Raw genomic sequence first — 20271 nt, 5'->3', positions numbered from 1 at the left:
CTGAACGTTTCTCAATCTGATCTTATATCTTTTTCACAAACTCAGACTTCAGCTTCATCGCACCCAAGCTGTCGATCTTGCAATCAATATCATGATCCCCATCAATCAGGCGGATATTCTTCACCTTCGTGCCCTGTTTGACCACGAGCGAGCTACCCTTAACCTTCAGATCTTTAATGACGGTAACGGTATCGCCATCACTTAGCACATTTCCGTTGGCATCGCGGATTACTTTTGCATCCTCTGCGTTACCATTGTCTGCTTCCAAAGACCATTCATGCGCACACTCCGGGCAAACCAGCAGGTTACCATCCTCGTACGTGTACTCCGAATTACATTTGGGGCAGTTAGGCAAATTAGACATATGTATTAAACTCTCCATTCTACGATTGGCATTCCCGCAAGTATACGGGATTTCGACGGTATATTCCATACGCTTGCTCACTGCATGGATGGATTTAAACCAAATTTAAGGTTCATGCATCCCTCACTTTAAGGGTAACTACTTATGATGTAACTAATAGATACGCACTACACATACATGAATTTTAATGTCTCTATGAATGTTATTATATTTAATACCAAAGGAGTTCCTACTCATGTCCTCATATGTTTTCCCTGTGCAAACGGCTTTTTTGATCTTTGTTGTTGCGGCCATGTTCTTGCTGGTGCCGTGGTTGATCTATGGTTATCGTAAAGACGGTTTCTTCAGCTGGTCACGGTTTGGTATCAGCTTTTCGTTTATCTTTTATATTCTGGCCGCCTATTGCCTCGTCATTCTCCCGTTTCCGACTACGCGAGATACCTGTGCGCAGCAAGCCGCTGACACGATCTACTACAATCTGGTTCCATTCACCTTTGTCAAAGACATCATGAAGGAAACACCCATTGTATGGTCTCAGCCTTCCAGCTATCTCAGCATGATTCAGGGCAGAGCCTTTCTGCAAGTTCTATTTAACGTCCTGCTTCTCATGCCGCTGGGTGTATATATCCGTTATTTTTTTCAAAAGAGATCATTCTGGAAGTACGCCCTGCTTGGTGGATTCGGGCTTTCCTTATTCTTCGAGATCACTCAAATCACCGGATTCTACGGGTATTATAATTGTCCTTACCGCCTTTTCGATGTAGATGATCTGTTATTGAATACTTCGGGAGCGGTCATTGGATTCTTCACAGCGCCCATCCTGCTTGCTTTATTCCCATCACGTGCAAGCATTCAGGCGAAGAGTGAACAGATCGTGGAGCAAAACCGAGTGTATACTATGCCTCAATTGCTCGCGTTAATTATTGATGGAATCATTGTTGTCTTCCTTTCGAATCTGATATCGATCTTCACAGCGTCTGATGTGATCAGTGATGCGCTAAGTACATCCATTGCTATGGTCATTGTGTTGTTCTTCATACCTTGGGTGCGAAATGGGGTAACTCCAGGCTCGGCCATCTTGCGATTCCGCTATGTGGATCGTCAGACCGGCACACCTACCAGTGAATCGTTATTCAAAAGATTTGCCGCACTCTATGTTCCATGGCTACTCGTTACGATCATTCGCCTGGTCAACGATTATGCTTTTTCAGGTCATCAGGATGTGATGCTTCAGCCTTATCAAATGTGGATCTCCTTGGGGACATTCGGTATCTATATGTTAGTCTACGCCGTGCTCTTAGTTCATGTCTTGATCGTGCTCTTCTCCCGTGGAAAACGTTCCTTCTACTTCGATGAGGTGTCCCGCACACGTGCCTCTCGTAAATAATGTTTGGAGTATAACGGCCCAATGTACCTCTATTCAGTGCTTACGTTCTACTTATTATTCAGCCGGATTACAAAAAGAGGACGTTCATTATGAGATGAACGTCCTCTTTTGATCGGGCTCATAGCAGTTATTCAGAGTATCCATTCAAATAATCAGCCTGGATTATAACCCTAACAGCTCTCGCTTGGCTGCATCCGGATCATGTACGACCTCAATCTCATGGTTGAAGATTAGTGTCGCACGATCCTGCTCATATTCAGGCCAGTTCACACCTGCAACTTCAGGTTGGCCATTCTTGGCAAAGGGAATCCAGGCATCCTGTACCTTGAGGGCAAGTGCCGCCGCAGCTTCATCCGGCTCTGCATTCATGAATTTGAGGACATGCAGTGTATTAAACACAAAGAACATTTCGATGCTGTGAATCGCTCTTTTTAACAAGGGATGTTCCGGCATGACCCAATCAAATCGATACATCCACACCGGGGCATACTTCTGCTGTGCCGCAGCATATTGCAGCGCTGACCGCCAGAAGAACATATCGGTCATCACTTGGGCTTGTCCATCTGCCGTTTTTGGATAACTATCCGCGATGGCTACCCGGTTATCCAGATCTGGCGTCATAAAGTCTACGCCCTGAACCATATCGATTTCTTTTGAAAAAGGCACATGTGGCTGGATGAACAGTGCACCCTCGTGTAATGTCGTACCAATCAGCACCGGAATATCCTGCGCTGAGCCTTCACTCACTGCCTGAAGTGGCATCTGTGGTAGTGTATTCCCATCCAACACAGGTTGGAACAACAATGCCATGCCTGCACCGCTCTGCTGTTTGACCGTTTCACCCGCTGCAATAATCTGCTCTACAGGAATTGTATTTAACTTCTGCAGATTGTCCCGGTCCACCCCAAGAATCTTTAACATCCCTTCCCGCAACGCTGAAGCTTGCTCTGCCGGCATGAACTGGGATGCACCGCTCTCCATAATGGCACGTTGGAACAGTCCTTTGGCCGCTGGCATCGCCATCAGTGCCGCAATACTCATGCTACCTGCTGATTCGCCGAACACCGTAACTTGATCCGGGTTACCACCAAAAGCAGAGATATTATCCTTCACCCACTGTAATGCCGCAACTTGATCCAGCAGACCTGCATTGGATACATATGAATCACCTAATGGAGCCATATGCAGGAATCCCAAAGGTCCTAATCGGTAGTTGATCGTCACAACGATGACGTCCCCCCGAACCGCTAACTGTGTACCATCATACATCGGCTGGCTACCCGAACCTGACACGAAGGAACCACCGTGAATCCATACCATGACCGGCAGTGGTGTTGCTCTTTTTTCCTTAGGTGCCCAGATGTTCAGATATAAACTATCTTCTGACTCATTCGGAATTTCTGTCTGGCCTTCTGGTTGATGATTTCGTGGTTGTATATTCTCAGGTCCAAATTGAGTGGCCTGTCTGATTCCATCCCATGACTCGGGCTGTACCGGAGCCTTAAAACGCAGCTCACCTACTGGAGGTTTCGCATAGGGAATGCCTTTCCATACACTTGCATCGTGCAAAAGTTCGCCTTGAACGGTACCATATGTCGTTTGAACCTGAAGTTCTCTCATGCCGCTTCTACTTCCTCTCCGTAAATAGGTTAAATTAACGAGTACGTGCATATCATGTGTACTTATTTGAGTATAGTTTGTAGTCATACCCATTTACAACTTTACCCAACTCTAGCCTCCCCTGCTACGTTTCACGTGGAACTTTATGGGGTGGATGATCTGATACATACCTTTAAGATGGACGCCAAAAAGGCCACCCATTAAGCAATGTCATCAAGTTTAACTTGTCTTAATGGCATTGACCCTTAGCATGACCCTTTACCGTTGACTATCCAAATAACTACCTTTCTACAGGATAACGCACCGTAAATTCAACACCCTCAATCCATTCACCCGCGACAAAGTCCCTTCCCTTCACAACAACCCGATCCTTATAAATCTCCACATGAAGCCCTTCACTGCCCTCCAGATGTTCATCCTGATCCGTCCATAAATAACCTACTGACGACGCATTGAACATCGTTGGCATGTGGCCTGCACCATCGTACATCGTATGCTGTGCCTCCAACTGCCAATGAGTGTGACCCGAGAAAAGGATCGCTTGCGGATATTTGGCCAGAACGGCCTTGAGTTCCGCATCCTGATTCACACCATACCACCCCTGTTCCTTCAGTGATCCTGCTACCGTATCCATAAGCGGCTGGTGCAAGAACAGGAAAATGGGATGATCTAGTGTTGCATGCTCAGACAATTTCGCATCCAGCCACTCCAATTGTTCAGCCGACATATCACAATCCTTCGGATGAGGTTGCTCGGTGCCCAGGAATATATAATGATACCCATCAATCCAATGGTCATGGTAAGAGCCCCTCATGCCGGTTGTCCCTTCAAAATCACTTAATCGACGCTGCCATAACCCTGCGACTGTAATGGGGTCCACTCTTGAAGAGATCGGTCCCCCATCCTGACCCTCCTGCTCCGAAGTTACAGCAGACAACGTATAGGTTCTGCCGGATAGTTTCTCAATTAGTGCAGCTGATTCAGCAGCGGTTTGTTTTGTGACCAGCTCTATATCTGCTTCCTGCTCCAACAACTCGGCTACTTCATCCTCTTTCATCTCAAGCAAAACGATCGGCGGATCTTGCCAGACCACGGCTCCAATATCATGGTTACCTACCGTGTACCGGATGTCTGGCAAACTCTCCGCATGCTGCTTCCATATGCGTTGCAACTCACGATATTCGCTCGGCAGACCTCGATCCGTCACATCGCCCACATGCATAATCCCACTGCTCCCCTGACTGAATTTAGCTATGTCGGCTAATGCCAACTCCAAATGTCGGTTATGAATGTGGTCTGCCTCGTCCCGTACATGCGTATCTGTAATGACTTGGAAGGTAGCAAGAGGTTGCTCAAGTGTATGTTCATTTCTCATCAGGAATCACTCCATTTCAGTCCAATAATGCCAATCAGAATAAAACCGATCCATACCATCGACGTGAGCCGCAGACGTTCACCGAAATAGTAATGCCCCACGACGCCAATAAGCGTAATGCCCACGCCAGACCAGATCGCATAGGCTACAGCCAGCGGCATATACTTCACTGCAAAATTAAGAAAGGTAAAACTTGCGCCATAACAGACAAACATCAACACCGAAGGCCATAACCGTGAGAATCCATCCGATACTTTTAGCAAAATGGTAGCGCTCAGCTCCAGCCCGATAGCCAGTGCCAACAGTACCCAGCCCAAGTAGGCGTGACTGTTTGTCATCGATTCAGTCCACCGTTCAGCAATTCATGGAACGATTGAATCGTTCTATCCGCCAAGCGGAATTTCCCCGGTTCTCCAATCCCAATCCTGTACCCCGCACCAGCGGTTCGTGCCATCTCCATGTCTCCGTCCGTATCTCCAATGACCACGGTATGTTGCACGGATACACCCAACCGTTCACAGGCAAGCAGTAGCATATCGGGAAAAGGTTTGCCCCGCTCCACCAGATCTGTACCAATCACCACGTCAAAAAAGGAATCCAGTCCCATCCACTGTAAATGTTTAATTGCACTTGGTGTATCATCTGCCGTCACTACACCCATAACCACACCTTCGCTACGGCACTGTTCAAGGAATTCTCGAACACCCGGTAACGGATGTGCCGGACGATGCTGCTCCATCTCTTCCTCCGCTCGCGCCAAACACTCCCGAACCATAATCTTGGATTCCGCCCAGTTGAGACCCGCACGATATCCATGCCATGTTAACACGGCATACACTTCATCCATCGTGCCCATCGCAAGCGGGCCCCGCACATCATACCCATTCATTCGGCCTTGATCATCGTGGAATGTACCCCAGATCTGTGGGAATTCATCTGTGTCGATACGGAGTCCTCTAGTCGCTAACTGTTTTCTGAAGTCGTTCAACACACAATCGGTCCAGAACCCCCACATGCCCGTAAAATCAAGTAATGTCCCGTCCTTGTCGAACAAAACGGCTTCAATCGGATTTGGTAATCCGTCCACATACATCTCATCTTGCATTGGTTAAACTCCCTTGTCTGCGATCTTGTATGAACGGAAAGGACGGTACAGCATGTACCGCCCTTATCGCGTGAGTCAATTGCCTGTATACGTTTCTTATTTCGTTACACGATCCAGTTCCTTCTGCGCTTTCTCTTTCGCTTCCTTCAGCGCTTGTTCCGCTGGCATATTATTGATCTGCACCTGATCAGCTGCATCTTTCAAAGCATCATTGATCTTGCCACCCGTTGGATCCTGGAATGGAGCCGAAGCGTGAGCTGCTTGTTGCAGTGGTACGGTGATCTGCGGATTTTCCTCACTGAACTTCATGAACTCTGGATCTTGTTGGGCCGATTGACGTACTGCGATATATCCGGTGTTCATGGACCATGAAGCTGTGTTCGAAGTTTCAGAGAAATACGTAAGCCATTTGTATGCTGCCTGCTGTTGCTCTGGACTTGCCGCTGACGGAATACCTGCCGATATGGCACTTGCTACCGGTTTTCCTTCACCAATACCTTCCCAGCCTGGTTGTTGCATTGCAGCAACTACGCTAAAGTCCAAGTCACCTTGGTCACCACTAGATCCGGTGTAACCTGCTGCTTTATTTTTCATCACATCATCAATCGTTTTGTACCAGTACTCCCAGCCCTGACCTCCATAATGAATGCCCATAATCTTGTCTTCGTTGATCCATTTACGGAATAAGTCCCATGTCTCGATCCATTCCGGAGAGTCGATCACAACGGTTTTGCCATCGTCGCTAAGAATCTGTCCGCCCTTACCCAGCACAGCATCAATCATATTGTCTCTACCCCACATCGGTTCCCAACCGTAGAAGGTGGTCTTGCCGTTTTCTTGTTTGCTCATCTTCGCAGCCGCCTCAGCCAGCTTCTCCCATGTCGTCAGAGTTGCTGGGTCGATTCCGTTCTCCTTGAACGTATCCATACGGTAATACATGATCTGAGTTGTACCGTACATTGGCAAAAAGTATTGCTTTCCATCCACCTGTCCCTGGTTCAGGAATGTCTGAATGAAATCGTCTTTCTTAAAATTCGGATCAGCGGCAATCATCTCATCCATGGGTGCATAATATCCTTTGCGTGCCCAGTCTATATTGGAGCTGAGTACAGCGGCTGGAACCTTCTTGGAAGCAATTGCTGCTTGCAGCTTCTGTTCCGTTTCCGTGTAATCTGCTTGTACAATCCCCTTCACAACCACCTCGTTCTGTGAGGCGTTGAACGCATCAATCGTCTTTTTCATGTTATCGCCCAGATTACCACCCAGACCATACCAGAACTCAATCTCCACCGGATCTTTCGCCTGAGCTTCGGTTCCACTGGCAGCAGCCGTCGTGCTTGATTCTGCGGGTGCTTGTGTTCCACAAGCCGTCAGTAGCGCAAAGCTGGTCGCGAGTACCAGCGACATGCCACCCTTCCAGTTCAACCTCAATCTCTTTTTCCATGTCATGCTTGCCTGACTCCAATTCATTGTTGTTCCTCCCGTTTTAGGTGAATGGTAGTGCATATCAGTTCTTGTTCACACCAGCCGTGATATTCACGCTCTGCATAATGGTCTTCTGGGTGAACAGGAAGAGAATAAGTAGCGGTGCGATGGTGAAGGCACTCGCAGCCATAATCTGTGGCCAAGCCAGTCCATATGCCCCACCTTCTACAAAGAAGCTGCGCAGACCAGCCGATACCAGCTGTAAGTCAGGGTCTTTGGTGATGAGCATAGGCCAGAAATAATTGTTGTACTGTTCAATGAACGTAATCAGAACCATCACGGCGAAGCTTGAGCGAACAAGCGGCGTTATAATCGTCCAGAGAATCCGGAAGTGGGATGCACCGTCCAGCTGTCCGGCTTCCACCAATTCATGAGATACCTGCATGAACGCCTGCCTGATCAGGAAGATCGAGAACACGCTGACACAGTTGGATACAATCAAGCCTGTGTAGGAATCCAGCAGGTTAAGTTCGCTAAGTACCAGGTAACTAGGCAGATACACGGCCGTACTCGGTATCATATAACCCACCAGAATCAGGGAGGTCAGTACACCCTTGAGACGGAACTTCATATGTGTCAGGGCGTACGCCATCATACTGGAGTTGACGATCTGAAATAGACAGATGGCTAAGGCTACCCCGGTACTGTTCAGGATGTAACGGGCAAATGGTGCCGCATTCCAGGCATCCACATAGTTGCTCCACAGGAACGTCTCCGGCCAGAAGGTCGGCGGAAACTGCCAGATCTCATCATTGGTTTTGAATCCGCTGATGACCATCCAATAGAAGGGAAAGGCTGTACCCAGCGCGATAACGGCTAACAGGAGGTAGCGGATCAATTTACTTATTTTAAAATTCGGTTGTGACACGTTCTGCAACTCCTTACGCTTCATCCGTTTAGACTTTTTGTTGGGCAATGTCATTGTCATTAGTAGTGCACCAGACGTCTGCCAAGCAGGAAGGATACTCCCGACAGCAACACGCAGATCAAAATGATCACAACGGCGATGGACGAAGCTTCACCTACATTAAAGGACTCAAATGCAGACTGGTAATACATATACAGCAACGTTCTCGTTGATCCCGCCGGTCCGCCCTGTGTCATGACATTGATCTGGTCATAGGCTTGCAAGGACTGGATGGTTAGAATAATCGAGAGGAAAAATGTCGTTGGTGAGATCAGCGGCAGTGTGATACTCCTGAACTTGTCCCAACCGTTTGCCCCATCGATTGAAGCTGCTTCGAGCAGATCGGAAGGTAGATTTCGTAGCGCAACGAGATAAAATACCATTGCCCACCCAATCGACTTCCAGAGCGTGACGATCAGAACAGCAACCAATGCCCAGTCCGCGTCACGCAACCAGCCGATCGGAGATACGCCTACCCAGCCCAGCATCAGATTAGCGAGTCCCACTTCGGGCTCAAAGATCCAGGACCACGCAATGGACACCGCAACTGTCGGGGTGACCCAAGGTGAGAAGAGTAATGTCCGGAAGATGCCGGATGATTTGATTTTGCTATTCATGAGCATCGCAAGCGCCAATCCGCCCACAATAGTTGGGATTACACTCCCCAGTCCGAATAACAAGGTGACTTTCAATGATCGATAGAATTCAGAGTTTGTCAGCAGATAACTGTAATTGTCCAAACCAACAAATAGCTTGTCCGGGCTCATGAAGTCCCAGTCGGTGAAACTGAGATAAACGATATATCCCAGAGGTCCCAGCCAGAAGATCAGCAATGGGATTAGAGCTGGCAGCGTGAATAGTACCGCCTCAGACTCCCTCCATAGTTTTAAACGCAAATCCCCCACTCCTTACTGTCCAATTTTTCTTTAATGATTGGGAATTTTTGAGTATAATCAGCTTTATATTTATTCTGTACAAAATTGATTGTACACTCGTATTGAAAATTCTAATTCCGGCTTATGTTAAAATTGGAGCAAGTCATGTAAAATATGAGGCAGCTAGTGGGAACGCTATCATAAACCAGAGGTGACATTGTGGGAAAAGAAACCGCCGGGAACCCGAATCATTCTTCGTTACCTGATCGGCATGCGCTGAGGGAGAGAGTTATTGAGGCCATCGCCAATACGATGGATCTATATGGAGTTAATCACACGTTTGGCAAATTATACGGCATCATGTATTTTGAGGATCGACCGATGACACTTGAAGAGATGAAAAACTCGATGAATATGAGCAAGAGCAACATGAGCTATGCGGTTCGTTCGCTTACAGAATCACAGATGATCTATAAACTGGAGGAAAAGAAGGAGCGCCAGGATCAATATCTGGCTGAGACCGACTTCTATCGTACGTTCCAGAATTTCTTCGGGGCCAAGCTCCAACGGGAAGTAGATGTCATGTTAGAAGGCATTCGTGAGGTCATTCCTGACCTGTCGACCATGATCCTTTCGGAACATACCTCGTCCAAAGATCGAGAGGATGCACTGCGTGATCTGCACAAACTCCAACATGCGGAGCAATACTACGTCTGGTTACAAGGATTCGTGGATCAGTTGCGGGATGGTAAGTTTTACGAGAATGCTTCACACACGCCCGATAAAGAGTAGTACAACTGCGTAAACAGAATAACTAATGGGTGATCAAGCGCTAACGAATCTTACAGTTCTTATATGCCGGATAAAGAAAACATACCCATTCTAACGAACCTAGACGATATGACGTACCATTGTTGATTCACACTAAACCGCAAAAAGGAGCTGTTCCTAGCCAATGTATGGCTTTTGGAACAGCTCTTTTTTTATTCTATCTATTGTATCGTCATATCCTATCCGTCATTAGGGGTTCTCTTTTCCATATGTTACTGCGTTAATGACCCCTTTTTTTCTTTTAAAAATATTACTTTTGCGCTGCAGCTTCGATATCTGCATATGCCCAGTGTGTAGCTGGTACATCACTGAACGTTGGCGTAACTGCGCCAGTTAGGGGTGTGCGGTTGAACAATACATTCAGCACTTTCACCGCTTCAGCACGGGTCAGCTTACTGTCCGGTTTGAATGTACCATCGTTGTAACCAACCATCAAGCCAGCAGATTGCACGTATGCAATCGCATCTACTGCCCACAGGTCTGCGGATACATCTGTGAAGGAAACTTCTGTAACTTTCGTCGTAGCGCTCGCTTGTTGCTGCATCCAGCGATACGCAATGGTAGCCATCTGTGCACGAGTAATCGAACCTTCCGGTGCAAATTGAGTTTTGCTCATGCCGTTCATGATGCCAGCGGATTGCGCTTTTTGAATTTCATTTGTTGCCCAGTGTGTCGCAGATACATCCTTGTAACTCACGCTATTCGCGGAACTTGCTGCCGCTTCAGTTGGAAGATTGCGAGCCAGCATGGCTGCCATCTGTGCACGTGTTACGAATGCATCTGGGCGGAAATCTGCACCAAATCCTTGGATGTACGGTTGATGTGTACCTTGCGAAGCTTTCAGTCCATCCACAACAACAAGGGTGAACGTACTGAATTTTGTTACGGTAAATTCGATGCCTTCGCTGTTATCCGCGAGTTTCACCAATTTGCCTTGAATCAATTCTTTTGTGCCGTCACTGTGTTCGATATAGATCGCCAGGTAGTCCAATGCTTGCTGACGCGCAGCCGGATCGGATGGCAGACTGTCACGCAGTGGCAACGTGAGTGTCACTTCACGGCTCTGCATATTCGTGTCGATCTCTACCGGACGAGCCAGTACACGCACATTCGTATTCGGAGCAACTTGTTGAATCAACTGTTCTTTCTTCGCACGCTCTTCAACTTCTTTGCGCTCCGATTCCTTTTTCAAAGGTACAACGCGGAAGTACAAGTCTTGATCAAATCCAGCGATGGAATTCGTCGGAACGGAAATCACTACATTCTCTGTAGAGATTTCAAGTTTCAGCGAACCATCATTCAGTTCTTTTACCGCTGCTTTAGGCAGTTCAATACGTGTCTCGGACACGGAATCTTTGGTATCTGGAATAACAATGCGTGCGATGTTCATATTCAATTGCTTCGCTTTTTCCACCGATTCCTTGGCAATGGCTTCGGTCATTTTCACCAGATCTTTGATCGTGCCGTTGGTTTCGGTTGTACGGGTGATTGGTGTTTTGGTCAAGTTGGTGCCGTTTGTTCCATTAACGTCAACCACGATCTGCTCTTGTTTCGTTGTTGGTGCAGGTGTAGACGTTACGGGTGAAGTTGTTACAGGCGCAGTAGATCCGCCGCCACCAGTGTTTCCGCCAGGATTAGGTGTTGGAGTATTGGATGTAAACGTAAGTGTTGTCCATTTCAATGCCGGTGTGTTGCCTTTGGCTCTTACACGAACCACAATTATTTGTTTGCCCTCAAATCGATCTGTATTGGTGAATTTACTCCAAGTCTCCCCATTATCTTTGGAGTATTCCATCGTTTCATCTGCACCGATAACCACATTGGCTGTATCATCAGCAGTCACTTTAGGCGCTGGGGGAGCAAAGAACAAGTCAAATGCTCTTTGAATATCTTTAATTTTTTCATATCCTCCAACAGGTCGTTCACTAAGCATCCACTCTGCGAGTTGTTGCTGCTGATCCATATCCTCTGATATTTCATTTAATTGGTCCAGTTGCAGCGGAAAATCTTGAATCATAGCTTCTGGATGTCCATTGATATACAATTCTGTCTGTACTTGCATCATGTAGTAATACGTCAAATTCTGCCATGCGTCATTCGCAGACTCAGCTTGATTAATCGACGGGAGCTCTGCAGATATCATAAACAATAAACTGATAGCACTATCATTACTCATAGTGACAGAAGTCATCTTCGCAATATAAGCAATAATCCGTTGATCAGCTTCATTAGCTTCCAGATAAAAATTGGCTGCTGCCTTGAAGTGTTCAAAATCTTCTTGTGAGAAGAGACCAGCGCCTTCTAAAAGAACTTGTTTGTAGAATTGTTGTAATTCATAAGCCATATCACGGTAATCTAACCGATATGCTTGAAGTGCCTTGGCACCCGTATCTACAAGAAACTGAACTTGATCTTCATTATAGGATCCCGAATCAGGTGTCAACTGCACTAAAGTAGCAGCAATCGTCATTTGTTCTTGATCTGTTAGCTCACTAAACGCTCCAGGCTGATTGAGCAGATTTGTATCTTTTAAAATAGATAACACTGTTCCAGCTTCTTTAACAGCTACAGCCTGATTCAACTGCACCAACGGCGTTATTGTTGGTGACGGAATTGGTGGAAGCGTTGGGAATGGAGGCATGGGTGGGAATGTTGGGAACGGTGGTATAGGTAATATTGGCGGCGGGATGACAATAGGCTCATTCACCTGCTCCGATGGTGTTTCTTGCGATGTTGTTGTTGAACTATTATTACTTGGTTCATTGGAGTTCGACGGTGTGTTGTTGGATGAATTCGATTCACTTGAACTCGTCGTTGATGAAGAAGTCTCAGAGTTAGGGTCTGAATCAGCACTTACATATGTTGCAGCAGCTCCCTGCATTAACATTAGAGATACAACTAATAAACTAAACGTTTTGCGGATCTTACTCATTTTTATCCTCCTCAGATGTGTCGACCATAAATAGATTGTTTATATTTTTCTCTGGAAATATAGGCCTATTGTAGTACACAACTCTGAACGGATTCTGAACAATGGAGCAAATAAAAGTAAAAATGTCCATAATGAAGAATTTAAACAGAATAAAACTCAATTTTTTTCGCTATTTTTCGTATAAAATATTATTTAAGACCTATATAGATATTTCTTAAATCCCAATATATCCGCCGTCCACTTCCAACTACTGCTCTGCCGTAAATTAAATTGCATTTTCCGATAGATATAAAGTAACCTATTCGTTAGAACGCAAAAGACCACCTCGAAGGATGGCCTTTTGCGCTCTAATCATTATCTTTACAATTTTAGTTCTGTAACAGTTATTACTTTTGCGCTGCAGCTTCGATATCAGCATATGCCCAGTGTGTTGCTGGTACATCACTGAACGTTGGCGTAACTTCGCCAGTTAGTGGTGTGCGGTTGAACAATACATTCAGCACTTTCACCGCTTCATCACGCGTCAGCTTACTATCCGGTTTGAATGTACCATCGTTGTATCCAACCATCAGGCCAGCCGATTGCACGTATGCAATCGCATCTGCTGCCCACAGGTCTGCGGATACATCTGTGAAGGAAACTGCTGGACCATTCACGGTTGTTGCACTCGCTTGTTGCTGCGTCCAGCGATACGCAATCGTTGCCATCTGTGCACGGGTGATCGAGCCTTCCGGTGCAAATTGGGTGTTACTCATGCCGTTCATGATGCCAGCGGAATGTGCTTTTTGAATCTCACTTGTTGCCCAGTGTGTCGCAGATACATCCTTGTAGCTCAAGCTACTCACGGAACCTGCTGCCGCTTCAGTTGGAAGATTGCGAGCCAGCATGGCTGCCATTTGTGCACGGGTTACGAATGCATCTGGACGGAAGTCAGCACCGAAACCTTGGATGTACGGTTGATGTGTACTTTGTGAAGCTTTCAGTCCATCCACAACAACGAGGGTGAACATACTGAATTTTGTTACGGTAAATTCGATGCCTTCGCTGTTATCCGCGAGTTTCACCAATTTGCCTTGAATCAATTCTTTTGTGCCGTCACTGTGTTCGATATAGATCGCCAAGTTGTCCAAAGCCTGCTGACGAGCAGCCGGATCAGTTGGCAGACTGTCACGCAGTGGCAACCTGAGTGTCACTTCGCGACTCTGCATATTCGTGTCGATCTCTACCGGACGAGCCAATACACGAACATTGGTGTTCGGAGCTATTTGTTGAATGAGTTGCTCTTTCTTCGCACGCTCTTCAACTTCTTTGCGTTCGGATTCTTTCTTGAGCGGAACCACACAGAAGTACAAGTCTTGATCGAATCCAGCGATGGAATTCGTCGGAACGGAAATCACTACATTTTCAGTGGAAATCTCCAGCTTGAGTGAGCCATCATTCAATTCTTTCACCGCTGCCTTAGGCAGTTCAATACGTGTCTCGGACACGGAATCTTTGGTATCTGGGATGACAATGCGTGCGGTGTTCATGTTCAATTGCTTCGCTTTTTCCACCGATTCCTTGGCAATCGCTTCGGTCATTTTCACCAGATCTTTGATCGTGCCGTTGGTTTCGGTTGTACGTGTGATTGGTGTTTTGGTCAGGTTGGTTCCGTTTGTTCCATTAACGTCGACTACGATCTGTTCTTGTTTCGTTGTTGGTGCAGGTGTAGACGTTACTGGCGTAGTCGTAGATGATCCGCCACCACCTGTGTTTCCGCCAGGATTAGGTGTTGGAGTATTTCCATTATCCGTGCTGCTATCACCATTCTGTGTAAAGACAAACTTCACAGCGCGGCCTGGCAGTTCATCACTGATTGCTTTGTAACGAACCCATACCGTTTTGTTGCCGCTAAGGTCCATTTTTTGAATGAAGGCAACATCAATCCAGTGCAACTTATTGTCAAAGGAAATCTCCATCGTGCTTTCCAAGCCCGTTAGGGTGTTATTGATGTCATTCCCCTTCACATCAGGAGCCGTAAAGAATCGATTAAATACATATTGCAGATTCCCAACATCCTCATAGCTGTCTTGTTCATTTAGGACCCATTCAGCCAATTCCTTCTGGCCTTCAGGACTGAGTTCTGCCCTTTTGGATAAATCAAGAGCGCCTCTAAGATTAAATTTGTATTTGCTGAAGAATGCTTCACCTTTAATCTGATCTTTCATTGCTTTATCAAGCCATTGATCCATTCGTGGTATAGAAGTAGCTTGCTCAAATGAATCGATAGGCATAGAGAGGAGATTCAGGACAATCTCAGGATCAACAATATCCCCTTTAGACACTCCTTCCAACCTTTCGAATGCAACTAGATGCAAGTAATTATATGCCAGTACACCTTTATCTACTTTGCTACGTTCCAAATGTTGTTGTCCAATGCTACGTAACACATAGGTCTGTTGGTCATTAAAGTGATTAGGTCCATTTACTAATTGCTGAGCGAGCAGATCCAGCTTATTCCTAAGAACACTGAGTTCCCTCTGCTCCCAAACGGATTGGGCCAGAACAGCAAGTTCCATCATATATTGGACCTGTTCTTTATTTTTGTAATCTTTATTTACATATTCAATCAAGAATCCCGCAATGAAATCTCTAACTTGCAAAGACAAAGCACCGTATCCGTTAGGAAGAGTGATACCCAGATCTGGATCTTCCATAGCTAAACGCATAGCCGCTATATTACCATTAGTTTTTGCAGTATTTAAGACAGTCAATGGATCGCTTTCGTTATCATCCGGGAAAAATTTATTAAATGCAGTCTGAATTTCTTCAAAACTTGTATATCCCTCATCAAGTCTTTCACTAAGCATAAGATCAGCCAATTTCTCACGTTCTTCGGATGAGAGGTTTTCCCATTTGCTGATATCCAAAGGGAAACTTCCAAGTGGTTTTTCTTGGTTTTCTTCTTTGGAGTTATACGATTCGATACCTTCTTGAATTTCAAACATCTCATCTAATACTTTCATCATATCTTCTGACGATACTACCTTATTTATAAAAGGAGTATCACTTACTACTGTATCCCTATAACCCAGAATCTTCTTAATGGAAGGGGCCCCTATAATTTTACGCTCATATATATAAGCAGTCATACGTTTTTCAATATCTGAAGAGTTGAGATACAGATCAATACGTTCATAGTATCCCTCTTCGACACTAGGATAATCAAAATGCAGTTTCCGCTCTGCTAGCTTTCCATAAAATTCATCAAGGACTATTCTGGAGTCTGATCCTCCAATTTTACGGGGAAGTTCCAGAGCTTGCAGAGCCAACTGCACCAGATATTGAACTTGTCCCTTATTCTGATATCCATCGCTAGTTGGTGGATCAAGATTTAGTAAATGTACTGTGATATCAATTTGATCGTCTTCAGATAACGATTTAAAATCAGGCTTGTCTATGAATTGTTCGTTAAGAAAAAGGTCTATAACTTCCTGTTTAAAGTCAGAAGTATCGCCCTGATTTATCTTTTTTTTGATTTCGTTAAACTGGTCCAACTCGCTCAACTGTGTACTAGGGTCGTAAGATTGCATCTGGTACGCAGATTCCAAACCTTTTCCATCATTAACAATTACATTGAAATAGTAAGTTACGCTGTCGCTTAAACCCATAAATTCTCTGGAAAACGTACCGTCTTCAGATTCTGCACCACTAATCCAATCATCGTTCCCATAGTCTAGTGAGTCCCTGATTTCTTCCATGTCTTTCAGGTTAGGATAAACAGAGACGTAGACCTGATATTTTAATTCATATGATGGCGTAGAGGAGTCAGCATATTCCCAATGTACTTCAACATTGTTATCACCCGTAGGCTTGATTGTGATTAAGCCACCCTTTCCTGGTACAGGATATGAGCCACCTGCACTAACCTTCCCTGCTGGTGCCAACCACGGAGCTATTAACACCATAATGAGCACCAAACTAATTATTTTCCTATAATTCATGTACTTGATCCTCCCTATCTCATGTTTTTTACATATAAATTCAATCCATCTGATACGTAAGGCCTATTGTAGTGCACTGCGATAAACAGAATCTAAACAAAAAGAGTAAATAAAAGGAAAAAGACCCGCCCTGTAGTACAAAAACAGGATAGATCTCAACTTTTTTCGCCATAATTCATCATTTTATTTTTAAAAAAGTATTCTTTTGGACCTATATAACTCCGGCTCTTAAATTAAGGTGTACCCACCATCCACATACAATGTGCTGCCCGTCGTGAACGTATTGGTCATCAGATACGTAACTGTATGTGCAATTTCTCCATGTGCCATAAAGGGTAAAGATAACGCGAACGAAGTGACCTTAACGACAACTATACAATGGAACTTCACAGCAAAAAAAAAAAAAACGAGAAACAGATCACCTAATTTCAGGCATATCCATATCCCGTCTTTGTCACATCACATTCCAATCCACCCTCATGCGATCCCGATGTTCATCGACCTAAGAAAGTAACCCCAACTTCAGTACTCTTGCAATATTCTCGGCGGTACGTTCCACATTCTCCGGGCCTTCTCGCAATAGTCGATCCAGATCTGCTGCCCCAGGCACAATACCAAATATGGCATCGATGCCTTCCGCGTAGAGGGTGTCGATCCCTTCGCCCACACAGCCTGCAAGGGCAATCACAGGTTTACCCGCTTCCTTGGCTGCCCGAGCAACACCATAGGGGGTCTTGCCAAATTTCGTTTGGAAGTCGATGCCGCCTTCACCCGTAAATACCACATCCGCAGCAATCAACTTTTCACGCAACTCAGTATATTCAATGACAATCTCAATCCCTTTACGTAATACAGCCTGTGTAAAAATCAAGAGTCCCGCGCCCAATCCACCAGCCGCTCCGGCTCCTTGTTCATCTCGGATATCTTTATGAAGTTGCTGTTTCACCACATCTGCATAATGGGACAGATTCGCGTCCAGCTGTTCAACTATCTCTGGAGTTGCCCCTTTTTGTGGTCCAAACACCCTCGATGCGCCATGCTCCCCACATAGGGGATTGGTCACATCACAGGCCACAATGAACTCCACTTCCTGCAAACGCTCATCCAGACCAGATACATCAATCTGAGCCAGTTGATCCAAAGCCCCGCCCCCACGCGCAAGCGGCTGACCCTGTGCATCCAGAAACTTCGCACCAAGTGCTTCAGCCATGCCAGCCCCACCGTCGTTGGTCGCGCTACCACCAATGCCAATGATGATCTTGTGTATGCCAAGGTCCAGACATGCGCGAATCAACTCGCCTGTTCCATAGGTTGTCGTCCGGAGCGGGTCCCGGGTCTCCTTGGTAACCAAGTGGATGCCGCTGGCCGATGCCATCTCGATGGCCGCCGTTGTTCCCCCACCCAGAATGCCATACTGTGCATTGACTGTCTGACCCAATGGTCCGCTCACCTCGTGCTGGTGAAGGACACCGCCGGAAGCGTCCACAAGGGACTGCACCGTACCTTCCCCACCATCTGCCATAGGTACATGAATATAGCCTGCCGTCGGGTATATTTTACGCAACCCTTTTTCCATCGCGATACATACTTCTTTCGCTGTCATGCTTTCTTTGAACGAATCCGGTGCCAGAACAAATGTCTTCTCTCTAGTCTCTCTCATATCTTAAAGAAGAACACGGTTTTCCATGATATTTTTCATGCTGATATGGGATTTGGAGGGTCCCAACTTCACCAGTGAATCCTGAAATTCGGCAAGTTCTTCAATGGACGCCGTCTGTACTTTGATCAGATAGTTATACTCACCGCTAATCCGATAAACGTCCGTGACTTCGATGGCCTGTTCACAGAACTGGACCAATTCGTCGCAATACTCTGTTTTGAGTAAAATAAACGTCGTGGTTCCACGGTTTAACCGGGCCAGATTATAGATGGTTGAATAGCCCGTTATCACACCTCTTTCCTCCAGTTTCAGGATTCTTTCCTTAACCGAAGGCTGGGACATGTTAATTTCTTTGCTTATCTGTGCAACGGGGATACGTGCATGATGTTGCAACAAGCGCATAATCTGCTGATCGATTTCATCTATTATGTGTTCCATTTGTAAGACCTCCGAGTCGTCGTCTTATTTAATAAGGTTTTTCTAATAAATTAGCTAAAATAGTTAGATTTCATCTCATTATATCCTTTGATATTGTATGGTTCCAATGCGATATCAACCCTATAATTTAGAATACAATCTGAAGAAGGAGCGATGTAATGTGAGTGTTATTGGACTTGCACATGTAGCCATTCAGGCTCGTAATTACAAAGATACTCTGGCGTTTTATACAAAAGTATTAGGCTTCAAGGTCGGTCACTCCTGGAGTTTGCCTTCCTTCCACATTACCGAGGCATGTATGTTAATCTCTCCGGATCAACGCACCTGCATTGAGGTGTTTGACCCGAAAGCGGTCATTCCTGCGGAGGGTGAACCTGCCACCTCGCCTGAAGCGGTCCGGCACGGCGCACTGTTACATTTCGCCTTTTACGTGCATGATGTAGAAGATATCTATGAGCGAGCGCTCGCCCATGGAGCCAAAGCCTATGTTGAACCGGATTGGATATCGCTTGGCGAACCTGCACTTCGGGTTAGAAATGCGCTCGTCCACAGTCCGAATGGTGAAGTGATCGAGTTTCTTGAAGAGGTTAATTTTGACCGATCCTCATCCTCACCACCATCCATATGAAGTACACAAACAGCCTGTTGCCTCGTCATTCGTGGCAGCAGGCTGTTTTATGATTGGATATCCTTGGCATGCATCATCATCAGCACACGCACCTACCCTATTCCTTCTCTGCATTCCCCAGCGTATACTCGCTTAATTTCCCTTCATAAACCAGTTGCAATCGTTCACTCTGGCGAAAATCATCCGGTGTCACCAGCGCAGGCAGCTTGTTCCACAGTTTGATGCCTGAACGCTGCAAAATCTCGGCTACAAATTGGGAGCAGAAGTAGGAGTTGCTGAACTCCACCGGTTCCTTGAGTGTAATGCCAATCACGCCGAGCAGATTATACATATATTTCTGGCGGCTGCGGATGAAGATGTGCAGCACACGTTTCATCTTTTCCACTTCACGATCCGTCACCTGAAGCTTGTATATGACACATGTGGTATTGGGATACTTGCTGTATGTACCTGTCTGAATATTTTCCTTCACAAACCCGCCATTCAGCGGATTGCTCGGATGCTTGCGGCCGAAGCTGTACAGCTCGGTTAACTCCCGGTCAAATGAGATCGATGCGTGATTATATGGCGCTCGGGTATAGCTCTGAATAACCTTGGTAAACAGCGTTCCTGTATTCGTAAGCAGGATATAGATGGAGCGTTCATCTGTCATAGCAAAATTTCCCCTTATCAAGTTGGCAC

16 protein-coding genes are annotated in these 20271 nt (G+C 45.9%); 3 read left to right on the top strand and 13 right to left on the bottom strand.

The window, feature by feature from the left end:
- Positions 1-22: 22 nt before the first annotated feature.
- Entirely contained in the window at positions 23-364 is a 342-nt protein-coding gene (locus ACDJ59_RS26925) for a zinc ribbon domain-containing protein YjdM (RefSeq protein ID WP_413406779.1), read from the bottom strand.
- A gap of 235 nt (positions 365-599) precedes the next feature.
- Here ACDJ59_RS26925 and ACDJ59_RS26920 point away from each other — a divergent pair, with 235 nt between their 5' ends.
- Positions 600-1751, top strand: a complete 1152-nt coding sequence (locus ACDJ59_RS26920; RefSeq protein ID WP_413406778.1) for a VanZ family protein — start codon at positions 600-602, stop codon at positions 1749-1751.
- 162 nt (positions 1752-1913) lie between these two features.
- On the opposite strand, the gene ACDJ59_RS26915 is transcribed toward ACDJ59_RS26920, so the two are convergent.
- The 7 genes from ACDJ59_RS26915 to ACDJ59_RS26885 form a co-directional block, all read right to left on the bottom strand.
- Complete coding sequence (locus ACDJ59_RS26915; RefSeq protein ID WP_413406777.1) at positions 1914-3371, bottom strand: carboxylesterase/lipase family protein; 1458 nt, start codon at positions 3369-3371, stop codon at positions 1914-1916.
- 280 nt (positions 3372-3651) lie between these two features.
- Positions 3652-4746: a metallophosphoesterase family protein gene (locus tag ACDJ59_RS26910; protein ID WP_413406776.1), complete on the bottom strand. Its 1095-nt coding sequence runs from the start codon at positions 4744-4746 to the stop codon at positions 3652-3654.
- Positions 4746-5084: a DMT family transporter gene (locus tag ACDJ59_RS26905; protein ID WP_051447260.1), complete on the bottom strand. Its 339-nt coding sequence runs from the start codon at positions 5082-5084 to the stop codon at positions 4746-4748. Before ACDJ59_RS26905 ends, ACDJ59_RS26910 begins: the two co-directional genes overlap by 1 nt.
- Positions 5081-5851 (bottom strand): HAD family hydrolase, encoded by a 771-nt coding sequence (locus ACDJ59_RS26900; RefSeq protein WP_413406775.1) that lies wholly within the window; start codon positions 5849-5851, stop codon positions 5081-5083. Before ACDJ59_RS26900 ends, ACDJ59_RS26905 begins: the two co-directional genes overlap by 4 nt.
- Before the next feature lie 96 nt (positions 5852-5947).
- Positions 5948-7321 carry an ABC transporter substrate-binding protein gene (locus ACDJ59_RS26895; RefSeq protein WP_413406774.1) on the bottom strand — a complete coding sequence of 458 codons (1374 nt, stop codon included), beginning with the start codon at positions 7319-7321 and terminating at the stop codon, positions 5948-5950.
- Positions 7322-7358: 37 nt separating this feature from the next.
- On the bottom strand, positions 7359-8204 hold the full coding sequence (locus ACDJ59_RS26890; protein ID WP_235599520.1) for a carbohydrate ABC transporter permease: 846 nt from the start codon (positions 8202-8204) through the stop codon (positions 7359-7361).
- A gap of 59 nt (positions 8205-8263) precedes the next feature.
- The gene (locus ACDJ59_RS26885; protein WP_036671737.1) at positions 8264-9139 is read right to left on the bottom strand and encodes a carbohydrate ABC transporter permease; all 876 of its coding nucleotides are present in this window, start codon (positions 9137-9139) and stop codon (positions 8264-8266) included.
- A gap of 198 nt (positions 9140-9337) precedes the next feature.
- On the opposite strand from ACDJ59_RS26885, the gene ACDJ59_RS26880 reads away from it, so the two are divergent.
- Positions 9338-9910, top strand: a complete 573-nt coding sequence (locus ACDJ59_RS26880; RefSeq protein ID WP_413406773.1) for a GbsR/MarR family transcriptional regulator — start codon at positions 9338-9340, stop codon at positions 9908-9910.
- A gap of 289 nt (positions 9911-10199) precedes the next feature.
- Here the strand turns inward: ACDJ59_RS26880 and ACDJ59_RS26875 are convergent, their stop codons facing one another.
- The 4 genes from ACDJ59_RS26875 to ACDJ59_RS26860 all read right to left on the bottom strand — a co-directional run bounded on the left by ACDJ59_RS26875 (position 10200) and on the right by ACDJ59_RS26860 (position 18962).
- On the bottom strand, positions 10200-12881 hold the full coding sequence (locus tag ACDJ59_RS26875) for a DUF4073 domain-containing protein (RefSeq protein ID WP_413406772.1): 2682 nt from the start codon (positions 12879-12881) through the stop codon (positions 10200-10202).
- 386 nt (positions 12882-13267) lie between these two features.
- Positions 13268-16864, bottom strand: coding sequence for an S-layer homology domain-containing protein (locus ACDJ59_RS26870; RefSeq protein WP_413406771.1), 3597 nt, complete (start codon positions 16862-16864; stop codon positions 13268-13270).
- Positions 16865-17366: 502 nt separating this feature from the next.
- The gene (locus ACDJ59_RS26865; RefSeq protein WP_413406770.1) at positions 17367-18524 is read right to left on the bottom strand and encodes a glycerate kinase; all 1158 of its coding nucleotides are present in this window, start codon (positions 18522-18524) and stop codon (positions 17367-17369) included.
- 3 nt (positions 18525-18527) lie between these two features.
- On the bottom strand, positions 18528-18962 hold the full coding sequence (locus ACDJ59_RS26860) for an Lrp/AsnC family transcriptional regulator (RefSeq protein WP_413406769.1): 435 nt from the start codon (positions 18960-18962) through the stop codon (positions 18528-18530).
- A 160-nt stretch (positions 18963-19122) separates the two neighbouring features.
- On the opposite strand from ACDJ59_RS26860, the gene ACDJ59_RS26855 reads away from it, so the two are divergent.
- Positions 19123-19590, top strand: coding sequence for a VOC family protein (locus ACDJ59_RS26855; protein WP_413406768.1), 468 nt, complete (start codon positions 19123-19125; stop codon positions 19588-19590).
- 97 nt (positions 19591-19687) lie between these two features.
- Here the strand turns inward: ACDJ59_RS26855 and ACDJ59_RS26850 are convergent, their stop codons facing one another.
- The gene (locus ACDJ59_RS26850) at positions 19688-20242 is read right to left on the bottom strand and encodes a hypothetical protein (protein ID WP_413406767.1); all 555 of its coding nucleotides are present in this window, start codon (positions 20240-20242) and stop codon (positions 19688-19690) included.
- Positions 20243-20271 lie beyond the last annotated feature (29 nt).

The organism is Paenibacillus amylolyticus (genome assembly GCF_047302515.1).
Taxonomy (GTDB): Bacteria; Bacillota; Bacilli; order Paenibacillales; family Paenibacillaceae; genus Paenibacillus; species Paenibacillus amylolyticus_G.
This window is presented reverse-complemented; position numbering and strand designations above follow the sequence as displayed.